We start from the raw sequence: 13,622 nt of genomic DNA, 5'->3' as shown, positions 1-13,622 counted from the left end.
GCGTCAACATCTCCGCACGCCTGCAAGCCTACGCCCTAAACACCCATGATTTACAACTATTCCAAGCCGTCAAACACAAACGCAACGCCATCATCAAACTAAGAGACGGCAGCTGCATCGACTATTGCCAACACGTCCACGACCAAGCCCAAGAACACCTCCAAAACCTAGCCCCCTATGGAGTAACCCAACAAGACCTAACCACATTCCAAGCCGCCATAAAGAAATTCCTAAAGTGGCAACCCAAAACCCGCTCCGCCATAGTCAACAAACGCATGAGCACCCGAGCCCTCGCCGAAAGCATCGCCCTGTGTGCCACCAAACTAAAAGCAATGGACATCTACGTAAAGATGCTCCAAACATCACACCCTGAATTCTATGAAACCTACACCGGTTGCCGCAAGTTAATCACCCCAAGCTACCGAAAAATAGCCCTTCGCGGTCAAATCACCAACGAAGAAGGCATGCCAATTCACAACGCAGTCATCACCATAAACACCCTCCGAAAAACCACAAAAACAACCCACCTGGGCCGTTTCGAAATCAAAACCATCCCACCCGGAGTCTACAAAGTCACCATCCAACACCCCAGTCACCAAACCCAAACCATCAAAGTCGCCATCACCGCCAACCAACGCACCGACATCACCACCAAGCTCCCACCGGGAATCCCAATGCGTATGGCCTCATAACACGAATCAAAAACATAAAAATCAGAGACGAAGTCGATGGTCCGGTAAACAAAGTCTATTTTTTATAGGTAACCCCGGTTAAATATCCCCACACAAAAAAGGATAAGTTGTATCTTGCACGTCAAAATAACAACAAAGCCCAACCTATGCCTTCCGATTACCTCTACGAAACCCACTTCAACAACCAAGTCTTCGAACCGGACGCACTACGCTATAAAGAATTTGAATTGTGCACCTTCAAAAACTGCGACTTCACCCACTGTGACTTTACGGGAGTGATGTTCGTGGAATGCACCTTCCACGATTGCAATTTCAAGGAAACCAAAATCAATTATGTCTCCCTCCGCGACGTCTCCTTCATACAATGTGACTTTACCGCCGTAAACTTCGCCATGACCGACCAAGTCATTTACAGCTTCAACTTCACCGATTGCCTATTGGATTACGCTCAATTCTACAACCTAAAACTCAAGAAGATGCAGTTCATCAACTGCAGCATGGTAGCCGTCGACTTTATGAACACCGACCTCACCGAAGCCCTGTTTGACAACTGCAATTTACGCCGTGCCGTATTCGTAGACACCAACCTACAAAAAGCCGATTTCTACAGCAGCCACAATTACACCATCGACCCTGAAAAGAACAAGCTCAAGAAAGCCATTTTCTCTTCTCAAGGCCTCAAAGGGTTATTGGAAAAATATGATTTGGTGGTTAAATAAGGTTGCCACGAATGCACGGATTTATGTTGGATAAGTTGTGTAAAAGTTTGAATAGTATGTTTTTAACCACATAGAGACATAGGTTTTTGAGACGGAGTAGACGCTTCGCTCATTTTTAGTATCACATAAGCTATGAGAAACCAAGAATTGGTTCTATGTTCTTTTTTCCTATGTATCTATGTGGTTTATGTTTTTGTTGGTTCTTTCTTTGACCACATAGAGCCATTTTATTGTTCTCTTATTTCAAGATAATAAATTCCACGCGTCGGTTGATGGCATGTTGCTCTTCGTTACAATTATCCCCACAAGGAATCAAAGGCACACGTTCACCATACCCTTTAGAACGCATACGGCTTCTACTGATACCGTTGGCCACTAAATACTCCAACGTAGCCGTAGCTCGATTCTGCGACAACCTCAAATTATAAGCATCCGAAGCCCGCGAATCCGTGTGAGCTCCCAACTCCACTTCCATTCTTGGGTATTTTTTCATGATATCCACCAGCACATCCAACGTGGAAGCCGCTTGTGTTTTGATATCCCATTTATTCAAATCAAAGTAAATGTTTTCCAACTGAATGTACACCAAACCATCGTCTTTGGTAATGATAATTTCCTCCGCATCATCATACGATTCGATTTCTAATTCAATTGTAAACCGCACTCGCCCATCGTCTAACGTTTCAATATAATCCGTTTTGGAAGCATAGAAGTCACGTTCAGCTTCTATTCTATATCGTTTATTCGGTTCGGAGTTAAACGTATAATCGGCATTCTCCCCCACCACTAATTGTCCAATCAATTGGTCATTTTCATCATACAACGACACAATCGTTCCCGGCAACAACGCTTTGGAGTTTTTATCTCGCACTTCCCCTTCGACGGTAAACTTTCGTTCGTTCTCCGTTCGCACAAAGGCATATAAATTATCCGTTCCCTTTCGGTTAGAAGCCAAATAACCAATGTTCACGTCCTCCTTCACCACAAACGAAAAGTCATCCATTCCACTGTTGATGGTTTCGCCCAAGTTAATCGGTTTAGCAAACACCTCATTATACGACTTCGACATAAAAATATCCAAACCACCCAATCCCTGATGCCCATCCGAAGCAAAGTAAAGCGTACCATCTTGCCCCACAAACGGAAACTGCTCCCGATGTATCGTATTGATGGTGTTCCCTAAATTAACCGGTTCGGTGTACGTTCCGTCTTCGTTAATCGTCACTTCATAAATGTCAAACGACCCCAAGGAACCGGGTCTGTCACTTGAAAAATACAACTTCGTTTCATCCGCACTCAAAGCCGGATGCATCGTTGAGAATGAATCACTCGAAAAAGGCAGTTCGGTAACGTTAGTCCATTCGTTTTCTATAAAATCTGCTCGGTACAATTTCACATGAGCCACCATTTCGCCATTCACCTCCACCCGCTTTTCATTCGTTCTGCTGAAATACATCACCAATCCGTCATAGGTAAACACCGCAGAACTTTCGTGCGTCTTCGTATTGATCTTATCGGAAAAAGGTACCACGTTTTCTAAAACACCCTCCTTAGAAACCGTTCCTTCAAACAAGTCCAAGTACGGTTTTTGGTTCCATGCATATGTTGGATTCTTTTGATTTCGCAACGACGCAAAAACCACTTTCTCCCCATAGAACGACAAACCGAAATCTCCTGTGGAGGTACTTCGCGTTACCGGTTTGATTTCATAATTATAAGGCACGATATTGTTCAGGTGTTCTTTAAACTTCTTAGTATCGATGGTATACTTCATGTGTTTCGACATGAGGGCATCGGCTTTGTCGTAATCCTCCGTTGCTTTTAAAGCATGCATGTATCTAAAATAATATTCGGATGGAATACTGTCTTTGTGACTGAAAAACAAATTCCCATAGGCTTTAGCCGCCGAAGCCATTTCTGAATTAAAGAAATAGCAGTCGCCCAAATTCTGCAAGGTATGTTTGTCTTGTTTCAAGTCTTCATACATCGCTGCCGCTTCCACATAGGATTTCTGTGCAAACAATTCATCCGCTTTCTTCAATGACGGTTTTTGTCCAAAGACAAAGCAACTTGTCAGGAGAATAAAAACGCTATATACATTACATTTCTTCATAATAACTCGTTAGAAAAATCGTGGTGATTTATCATATCCTTTTTTGTTTTTATTTCGATTCAAATCAAACAGGAACATAATTTCATGTGACCCTGAGTTGAATCTTCCCAAATTAGAAACCGTATAATCATAGGCATATCCAATACGTACACCTTCTGCCACTCTAAAGTTCACCAAGCCACTCACGGAGTCGTCAAAGCGGTATCCTGCACCAATCTCAAACACCTCATTAATCAGGAAATTGGTTGTTAGATCAATAGAAGTCGGTGCCCCCGAAGCCGTTTTCGCCATAAAAGCCGGTTTGAATTTTAGGTTGTCATTCAGGTTAAACACATACCCTCCTGTGAAGAAATAATGGATTGCTTCTACTCCTGTGGTCACAATCCCTTCTTGTCTTTCCAAATGTTTCGTTGACAATAAATTGGGACTGGAAAGCCCCAGGTAATAGTTCTCTCCAAAATAAAAAGCCCCAACACCCACGTTTGGAAACACCTTACTCAAGTTGTTCCCAAAAGCCGGATCGGGTAAATCGTCCGAATACACAAATCCGTTGAAATCAGTGCTAAAAAGTGTCACACCCCCTTTTATACCAAAGGATAATTTATTGGAAGCATTCAAATCAATGACGTAAGCAAAATCCATAAAGATGTTGGTTTCTTTCACCACATCACCAATTTGGTCGTGTATTAAAGATGCCCCCACTTCCACTTTTTTAGTTAAAGGAATATGTGTAAAGAAAGTACCTGTTGTTGGTCCACCTTCAGCACCCACCCATTGTGCCCGATACAGCCCTCCAAAATTAATTACATCCGGGTCGGCCGTTGCATAGGCAGGATTGATTACACTCATGTTGTACATGTATTGTGTAAACTGCGGATCTTGTTGGGCCCAGCCATTCCAAAAGAAGAAGCTGCACAAAACGGATAGAAAAATATGTCTCTTATTCTTTGTCATATCGTTTACCTACTTAAATAAAGGCGTCCTTGAATAGGTTTACGCAAACCATCATTAAAATTTAAAATAAAGAAGTACACCCCAACCGGAACTTTTGAGCCGGCAAGTTGTAAACCACTTTCTGCAAAACCATCCCAATCCGGTTTTGAATTGTTCCCTTTGTATAAAACGGTTCCGTAACGGTTATAAAACTCAATGGAGAAATTAGGATATAAAGTTCTGATGTTTTTAATCACGAAGAAATCGTTGATCCCATCTCCATTTGGTGAAAACCCATCCGGAATAATGATATCTGAACAATCGGTGATTTGTACGGTTACTTCCAAACGGACATCGCTTTCACAACCTGAAGCAGCAACCACTGCTCCATAATACGTTGCTCCATTACTTAAAGGTGTACTGTTGTCCAGAGCTGTTCCGTTTATCGGCTGATCATACCAAACGATAAGTTCCACTCCAATTACATTTGAGGTCAAACTAAACACGGTAGGATTTTGATCTTCACAAAAAGCATTACCTCCTTCAATTAGTTCAGGTGTTGGCACGCTAGTCACTGTGAATGCAACAGGTGGAAAACTATTTCCTGACAAACCACATATTGTTGCTGTATTGGAATTAATGGTGGTAATGGTTAACACATAATCACCGGCAGTATTTATTTCATTGGTTGGCAAGGTAAAACTGGCGTTGCCTCCAACAAACGAAACGGTAATGGTATTTGAAAGCGTCACTGCACCTGATAAGGCATAGGTCAGCGAATAATCACCGTCACTCAGGTTGCTAGCATTCGTGATGTTCACTAATCCCCCATTGGAAAGACACGCATATCCTATGGCTACATTTGCATCTACAACGGACGGTAACGGAAATACTTCAAAGGAAACGGTTGCATCTTCATTTAGATTCGTACACGAATTCACTTGACTCACTATGTTATATATCAAAATAGCATAAACCCCAGGATTTGGAATGTTTGCTGCCGGAATCACAAATTGCCCTGCACCGTCGGTTATAGTAACTGTTCCCGATGTTCCAATGTTTGGAATTGCGTTGGGGATGTTGTATAAAAACTCATAGTCACCATTAGGTAAATTGACTGCACCTGTAATTTGAACTACCACATCTGAACCGATACAACTATCGGCTACCACTATATTGGCATTTTCAATTTCCGGTTTGGGTAAGATTTCGAAGGTTAGCACCACATCACTTAACAGGGTAGTACACGTGGTGGCTGTATTTTGAATGGACACTACTGTAAGTTGTGTACTTCCTGCATTTGGAATGGCGGTTGCGGGAATTTCAATTGTAGCTTCACCATCAGTAACTGTAAAAGCAACAAAGGTTTCCGCACTCGTATTCGCTCCCGATAGTATGTAAGATAGTTGGTATGTTCCGTTCGGCAAATTAAATAGTGTAAGTACGAGGGGGAGGTCCTGACAAATAGGAGAAGTAAAATCAATATCATCTACTGTCAGTTGTGGGCTTTGAATTATTGTAAATTGAACGGTTTCATCATCAGAACCGCAAGCATTTGTTACGGTGTATGTAAAAGTATAAGTGCCGATCGGATTAATCGTAGCATTAAAAATATTGGAAACCACTGATGTGTCAAATGCGGTCCAAACCCCACCTGATTGTTGCGTACCATCTAACAAAGTAAACAAATCAAAAGCGGCGTTAGAGCTACAAACATCCTGTGCCCCTGTAAACAAACCGGCATTTGGTGCTTGTGAATTGGAAACAGTAACTGTTGCCGTTGCATTGGGACAAGGTGCGATTCCCGTAACGGTATAGGTATAAACTCCAGCGGGATCTATTGCGGGATTGAATACACCTGTACCACTTGCTAAAGCCGGTGACCATGTTCCATTTGTATCGGGGTTGTTTCCTAATAAAGAGAATAAATCTACCGGTGTAGAAGTAACACATAAATCAACGCTTCCATCTGTACCTGCATTCGGTTCAGGGCTTAGGATTACAGTAACTGTAGCGGTTTCATTCTCACATGGTGGTGTTCCGATAACGGTATAAGTATACACACCTGCGGGGTCAACGGCAGGGTTAAAAATGCCTGTACCACTTGCTAGTGCCGGTGACCATGTACCTCCTGTTTGAGGACTTCCACCAAGATACGTGAATAAATCAACTGAGGGACTAGTAGCACACAGATTCGCTGTTCCGCTCGTTCCTGCAATGGGTTGTGGGTTTAAGGCAACTGTTACATTAGCTGTTGCGTTGGGACAAGGTGCGATTCCGAGTACGGTATAGGTATAAACACCTGCGGGATCTATTACGGGATTGAATACGCCTGTACCACTCGCTAAAGCAGGAGACCATGTTCCGTTTGTATCGGGATTATTTCCAAGTAAAGTAAATAAATCCACCGGTGTGGAAGTAACACATAAATCAACACTTCCGTCTGTACCTGCATTGGGTTCCGGATTGATTGTTACGGTAACTGTAGCTGTTTCATTCTGACACGGTGGGGTTCCGACAACTGTATAGGTGTACACACCTGCGGGGTCAACGGCAGGGTTGAAAATGCCAGTACCACTTGTTAGTGCCGGCGACCATGTACCTCCAGTTTGAGGAGTGCCACCTAGATATGTGAATAAATCAACTGAAGGACTTGTGTTGCACAAATTCGCTGTGCCGCTAGTTCCTGCAATAGGTTGTGGGTTTAAGGCCACTGTTACATTTGCCGTTGCGTTGGGACAAGGTGCAATTCCGGTAACGGTATAGGTATAAACTCCAGCGGGATCTATTGCGGGATTGAATACGCCTGTACCACTTGCTAAAGCAGGAGACCATGTTCCATTTGCATCGGGGTTGTTTCCAAGTAAAGTGAATAAATCTACCGGTGTAGAAGTAACACATAAATCAACGCTTCCATCTGTACCTGCATTGGGTTCAGGGCTTAGGATTACAGTAACTGTAGCGGTTTCGTTTTCACATGGAGGTGTTCCGATGACGGTATAAGTATACACACCTGCAGCGTCAACGGCAGGGTTAAAAATGCCTGTACCACTTGCTAGTGCCGGTGACCATGTGCCTCCTGTTTGAGGAGTGCCACCTAGATATGTGAATAAATCAACTGAAGGACTTGTGTTGCACAAATTCGCTGTACCGCTCGTACCTGCAATAGGTTGTGGGTTTAGAGCCACTGTTACATTGGCTGTTGCGTTGGGACAAGGTGCAATTCCGGTAACGGTATAGGTATAAACTCCGGCGGGATCAACGGCAGGATTGAAAAGGCCTGTACCACTCGCTAAAGCCGGAGACCATGTTCCGCCTGTATCGGGGTTGTTTCCAAGTAAAGTAAATAAATCAACCGGTGTAGAGGTAACACATAAATCAACGCTTCCATCTGAACCTGCATTGGGTTCAGGGCTTAGGATTACAGTAACTGTAGCGGTTTCGTTTTCACATGGAGGAGTTCCGACAACGGTATAGGTGTATACGCCTGCGGGGTCAACAGTAGGGTTAAAAATGCCTGTACCACTTGCTAGTGCCGGCGACCATGTACCTCCAGTTTGAGGAGTGCCACCTAGATATGTGAATAAATCAACTGAAGGACTTGTGTTGCACAAATTCGCTGTGCCGCTAGTTCCTGCAATAGGTTGTGGGTTTAGGGCAACTGTTACATTAGCTGTTGTGTTGGGACAAGGTGCAATTCCGGTAACGGTATAGGTATAAACTCCGGCGGGATCAACGGCAGGATTGAAAAGGCCTGTACCACTCGCTAAAGCCGGAGACCATGTTCCGCCTGTATCGGGGTTGTTTCCAAGTAAAGTAAATAAATCAACCGGTGTAGAGGTAACACATAAATCAACGCTTCCATCTGAACCTGCATTGGGTTCAGGGCTTAGGATTACAGTAACTGTAGCGGTTTCGTTTTCACATGGAGGAGTTCCGATAACGGTATAGGTGTACACACCTGCGGGGTCAACGGCAGGGTTGAAAATACCGGTACCACTTGCTAGTGCCGGTGACCATGTGCCTCCTGTTTGAGGACTTCCACCAAGATACGTGAATAAATCAACTGAGGGACTAGTAGCACACAGATTCGCTGTACCGCTCGTTCCTGCAATGGGTTGTGGGTTTAAGGCAACTGTTACATTAGCTGTTGCGTTGGGACAAGGTGCGATTCCGAGTACGGTATAGGTATAAACACCTGCGGGATCAACAGCAGGATTGAATAGGCCTGTGCCACTTGCTAAGGCTGGTGACCATGTTCCATTTGTATCGGGGTTGTTTCCAAGTAAAGTAAACAAATCAACCGGTGTGGAAGTAAAACATAAATCAACACTTCCATCTGTACCTGCATTCGGTTCCGGATTGATTGTTACGGTAACGGTAGCTGTTTCATTCTGACACGGTGGGGTTCCGACAACTGTATAGGTGTACACACCTGCGGGATCAACGGCAGGGTTGAAAATGCTAGTACCACTTGCTAGTGCCGGCGACCATGTTCCTCCAGTTTGAGGAGTGCCTCCTAAAAATGTAAACAAATCAACTGAAGGACTTGTGTTGCACAAGTTTGCTGTGCCATTTGTTCCTGCAATAGGTTGTGGGTTTAGAGCCACTGTTACATTGGCTGTTGCGTTGGGACAAGGTGCGATTCCGGGTACGGTATACGTATAAACACCCCCTGCATCTACTGCAGGATTGAAAAGTCCTGTACCACTCGCTAAAGCCGGAGACCACGTTCCATTTGTGTCTGGGTTGTTTCCTAATAAAGTAAACAAATCTACCGGTGTGGAAGTAACACATAAATCAACACTTCCGTCTGTACCTGCATTGGGTTCCGGATTGATTGTTACGGTAACGGTAGCTGTTTCATTCTGACACGGTGGGGTTCCGACAACTGTATAGGTGTACACACCTGCGGGATCAACGGCAGGGTTGAAAATGCTAGTACCACTTGCTAGTGCCGGCGACCATGTTCCTCCAGTTTGAGGAGTGCCTCCTAAAAATGTAAACAAATCAACTGAAGGACTTGTGTTGCACAAGTTTGCTGTGCCATTTGTTCCTGCAATAGGTTGTGGGTTTAGAGCCACTGTTACATTGGCTGTTGCGTTGGGACAAGGTGCGATTCCGGGTACGGTATACGTATAAACACCCCCTGCATCTACTGCAGGATTGAAAAGTCCTGTACCACTCGCTAAAGCCGGAGACCACGTTCCATTTGTGTCTGGGTTGTTTCCTAATAAAGTAAACAAATCTACCGGTGTGGAAGTAATACATAAATCAACACTTCCGTCTGTACCTGCATTGGGTTCCGGATTGATTGTTACGATAACGGTAGCTGTTTCATTCTCACATGGAGGAGTTCCGATAACGGTATAAGTATAAACACCTGCTGGGTCAACGGCAGGGTTAAAAATACCTGTACCACTTGCTAGTGCCGGTGACCATGTTCCTCCAGTTTGAGGAGTGCCTCCTAAAAATGTAATCAAATCAACTGAAGGACTTGTGTTGCACAAATTTGCTGTGCCATTTGTTCCTGCAATAGGTTGTGGGTTTAAGGCAACTGTTACATTGGCTGTTGCGTTGGGACAAGGTGCGATTCCTGGTACGGTATACGTATAAACACCCCCTGCATCTACAGCAGGATTGAAAAGTCCTGTACCACTCGCTAAAGCCGGAGACCATGTTCCGCCAGTATCGGGATTATTTCCAAGTAAGGTGAATAAATCTATTGAAGTAGATGTGGTACATAAATCAATACTACCATCAGTACCCGCATAACCAATTGGATTAACTGTCACAGTAACCGTAGCCGTATCAGGAACACACGAAACTGAAGTCGTTTCCGTATATGTAAAAACAAAAGGACTTGCTAACAAACTAAGTTGAGCGGTATCCAGGGTTCCAAGGTATCCATTTGATGTTGTAAATGGCCCTGACCAACTTCCGTTTTGTCCGGGAGAACCGCCCAAATAATCAAAAAGGTTTATCAAATTAGCATTAGGAATTTCGCTGTCGCAAATTTGATAATTACCGGAAGTCCCCGCATTATTTAATGGTTGAATTACTGCAATAACCTCCAAACGATCGATACTTTCGCATGGTGGGTCAACAGTTGTAGCAAAATAACTTTGGCCGTTTACTAGAGGTGTACTCAACGGTAAAGGAAGAGCTGACGTACTAGTAGCATACCAATTATTATTACCACTTACTATCAAATCACCAACTGTTGCCGGATTCGAAGGATTATTACAAAAAAACTGAGTGCTATTTCCAACAGGAAGAGGTACTACACCCACACTCACAAAAACGGAACGTCTTGACGTTTCACAGCCAGTATTTGGATTGGTTTGACTGGCGTAATAAATTGTGTTGGGCACTAAAACTGTTGAAATTGGAAGAGGGGTACCTCCAGACGGCACATTATACCATTGTATGTTATTTCCAATTACAATTAAGCTTGCCAGTGTGGCATCATTCGGGTCATCTACACAATCTCCTTGAAAACTTTGACCAAAAGGAGCTGAAAAAATGGTAACAAAAACCTGAGTTCGGGTGCCGCAATCACCTGCACTATTGTCTGCAAAATAGCTTTGCCCGTTCACCAATCCGGCACCGGGTGATAGGGGTGTTGTTGCTGTTGCTGTTGCAAACCAAGCAACGCCCCCTCCATTATCAATAGCTTGCAAACTTGAAATTGTTGGCGATTCAATGTCACAAAATGATTGGTTTGTATTCGAAACCGTTGGACATTGAGCCTTTGTACTTTCTACCAGAGCAAAAAGAAAAAAAAGTTGCATCAAAAAACCAAAAACTGTTTTTTTATGAAATATGAACACGTTGTAATTTATTTTTATAGTATAAATCATTGTTGTCGTTTTACTACTCAATTGACAGGTTTTACGTTTGTTTCAGCATCAAATTGATATAAGTAAACTCCCAAATTGGAGTAACCACCATTGGTATTTTTATTGTATTTAAACCGATACATTACTTGTTGTGTTTCATTGTCTTTTGCGGTAGCTTCAAAATTTTTATTTTGAAAAACCCTTACCAATGCATCAAAAGTCACATCAAATCCTTTTATCACTTGGGGAGAAGGCATGATGTTGTACTCTTTTTTAAATTGATTGGCAAATGCGTTGTTACGGCTGCTATTATCCAATTTTTTAACGGATGGATAAATCATTTTTAAAACCCTGAAACGCATTTCGGACAAGCTTTCTTCCTGTAGCATTTCTAACTCATTTAGCAGGGCCAACTGTATGTCATAATTTGTAGACTCTTTCATTAACAGTGTGGTAGCATCCAAAATAATTCCGGTTTTATCCGTATTCATCAGAATATAATTTTTAGTATTTTTTACTAAAACCTTTTTCAGCGATTCCACATCCAATATTCCTTTGCTGTCTGCATTAACGAAAACTGCTTTGGGAAAATCGGCAGCTATCCATTCTGAATTTACATCCGGGTCGGTAACCACAATCATAGTTCCATTTAAAGCCGCAATATGATTCAAAACGGCTAGTTTGATTTGCAACTCCTGCGGTATTACGACATAACTGTTTGATGGTCTTTTGGTATTATTGACTTTCGTAAAACTTACTAAGGGGACGTTGTTTTTACTCAAGTATTCTTCTATTTTATCCACACTCGCCTCTTCCACAGGATAAATCACCAGTGAGACGGCCTCCAGATTATTATTTTTAGCTATTGTTAAAGCATTGGATTGGTTGACTGCATAAAATTTCGGATCCACTTGAACGCCCATTTTTTTAATCGAATCAATAGCGAATTTAGCTCCATAATAGAAATCGCTATATGACCTAGACTCGGCATCTGAAACCGCACTACTCCCTTTTGGATTTCCCATTACATAATTTAATTTTTCTTCCTCCAAGGGTACTAAAACTGCAATTTCCTTTTTTTCTACTTTATTAAGTGATGCCAATAAACCCGTTATTGCCGGTGTAGCAGTCACCGGTTTACTTTGAGTAGAAGCGATTGGAGCCGTTGCCGGTAACTTGATGGTCATGCCCATTTTTACTCCATCCGCCAACTGCGGGTTTAATTCCAGTAGTTTTTCTTGCGATATACCGGCCATTCTCGACAGTCCATACATTGTTTCTTTGGGTTGCACTTCATAGTTTATAAAACCACCCTCCGTTTCGACCGGTTGCGGAGTCACCACTTCCGCTACTTTGGTCTCCGGAATTATTTTTTCTTCTATCGGTGTTGTTGCAGTAGCTTTTTCTTGTGTTGGAATCGCAGTTGGCGTTGAAAAAGCAGCAGTACCCACCTCAACCCTATGACCTATTTGCAACATGGCCACGATATGTGGATTTTTTCTTTCTAATTCTTCAATAGTTGTTCCATAACGTTTTGAAAGTCCATACTTAGTTTCACCCTTCTCTACGATATGAACAGCAGCATCCGTTTGAATGGACGTATTTTGTGCTGTACCGGTTTCACTATAAACCGGAATAGTTAGTGTTTGTCCTATTTTGATTAAATCGGAAGTAACTGATTTGTTGGCAGCCACCAATTGTTCCACTGTAATACCATATCTTCTTGAGATACCATACAAGGTTTCTTTCGGTTGCACTACATAGGTAATCACTTTGTTCGGAATGGGTGATGCCGTATTAGTTATCTTTTGAGCACCCCCACCACTATCACGACCGCCTTTTATTTCTAAACGATGGTTGATTAATAATCCGGATACAATGTGTGGATTTTGTCGTTCTAACTCTTCAATGGAAACCCCATAACGTTTGGATAGTCCGTATTTTGTTTCTTTAGGTTGTACTGTATGCAGGATCACATTTGATGATGGTTGACCTGTAGTTGTCACATCAGGCTTTTGGATTGGTTGGCTTATGGGTTTTACTTTTGACTTGGGTATTAAAACAATTTCATTCTCAAAAATACCTTCTCTTAACTTAGGATTAAGTTCATATAAATCATTTGGCGTTACTTTGTATTGTAGTGCGATTTGTGTAACTGTTTCTCCTTTAACAACTTTATGTTTGACATAATCTTCCTGAGCGAAAAGATTTATCATACAAGCTATGAAAAGAAAAAATAACAGTAATCGATACTTCATATTTGAATGACTTTGATTTTGATAAATAAAAACCTACCAATTTTAATCATAAATATAAAAAAAAC

6 protein-coding genes are annotated in these 13,622 nt (G+C 42.5%); 2 read left to right on the top strand and 4 right to left on the bottom strand.

Annotation, left to right across the window (positions count from 1 at the left end):
- Positions 1 to 692, top strand: a 692-nt coding sequence (locus IEV15_RS02490) for a carboxypeptidase-like regulatory domain-containing protein (RefSeq protein ID WP_188360912.1), incomplete at its 5' end; no start/stop codon positions are given.
- Between the two features lie 146 nt (positions 693 to 838).
- Positions 839 to 1,411, top strand: coding sequence for a pentapeptide repeat-containing protein (locus IEV15_RS02485; RefSeq protein WP_188360929.1), 573 nt, complete (start codon positions 839 to 841; stop codon positions 1,409 to 1,411).
- Between the two features lie 238 nt (positions 1,412 to 1,649).
- Here IEV15_RS02485 and IEV15_RS02480 read toward each other — a convergent pair whose 3' ends face one another.
- From IEV15_RS02480 to IEV15_RS02465, 4 genes are read right to left on the bottom strand one after another with little or no spacing between them, the layout of a single operon-like run.
- The gene (locus tag IEV15_RS02480) at positions 1,650 to 3,524 is read right to left on the bottom strand and encodes an OmpA family protein (protein ID WP_188360911.1); all 1,875 of its coding nucleotides are present in this window, start codon (positions 3,522 to 3,524) and stop codon (positions 1,650 to 1,652) included.
- A gap of 9 nt (positions 3,525 to 3,533) precedes the next feature.
- Positions 3,534 to 4,478, bottom strand: coding sequence for a PorP/SprF family type IX secretion system membrane protein (locus IEV15_RS02475; protein ID WP_188360910.1), 945 nt, complete (start codon positions 4,476 to 4,478; stop codon positions 3,534 to 3,536).
- Positions 4,479 to 4,483: 5 nt separating this feature from the next.
- Positions 4,484 to 11,320, bottom strand: coding sequence for a T9SS type B sorting domain-containing protein (locus IEV15_RS02470; RefSeq protein ID WP_188360909.1), 6,837 nt, complete (start codon positions 11,318 to 11,320; stop codon positions 4,484 to 4,486).
- Positions 11,321 to 11,337: 17 nt separating this feature from the next.
- A complete protein-coding gene (locus IEV15_RS02465; RefSeq protein WP_229734076.1) occupies positions 11,338 to 13,557 on the bottom strand; it encodes a LysM peptidoglycan-binding domain-containing protein in 2,220 nt (739 codons plus the stop codon).
- Between the last annotated feature and the right edge of the window lie 65 nt (positions 13,558 to 13,622).

The organism is Flavobacterium orientale (assembly GCF_014638005.1).
Taxonomy (GTDB): Bacteria; Bacteroidota; Bacteroidia; order Flavobacteriales; family Flavobacteriaceae; genus Flavobacterium; species Flavobacterium orientale.
Note: the sequence above shows the minus strand (reverse complement) of the source record. Positions and strands in the feature narration are given on the sequence as shown.

Excerpts from the sequence above, each read along its gene's own strand:
- IEV15_RS02485 (WP_188360929.1), top strand. The coding sequence starts at position 839 with ATGCCTTCCGATTACCTCTACGAAACCCACTTCAACAACCAAGTCTTC.
- IEV15_RS02480 (WP_188360911.1), bottom strand. The coding sequence starts at position 3,524 with ATGAAGAAATGTAATGTATATAGCGTTTTTATTCTCCTGACAAGTTGC.
- IEV15_RS02475 (WP_188360910.1), bottom strand. The coding sequence starts at position 4,478 with ATGACAAAGAATAAGAGACATATTTTTCTATCCGTTTTGTGCAGCTTC.
- IEV15_RS02470 (WP_188360909.1), bottom strand. The coding sequence starts at position 11,320 with ATGATTTATACTATAAAAATAAATTACAACGTGTTCATATTTCATAAA.
- IEV15_RS02465 (WP_229734076.1), bottom strand. The coding sequence starts at position 13,557 with ATGAAGTATCGATTACTGTTATTTTTTCTTTTCATAGCTTGTATGATA.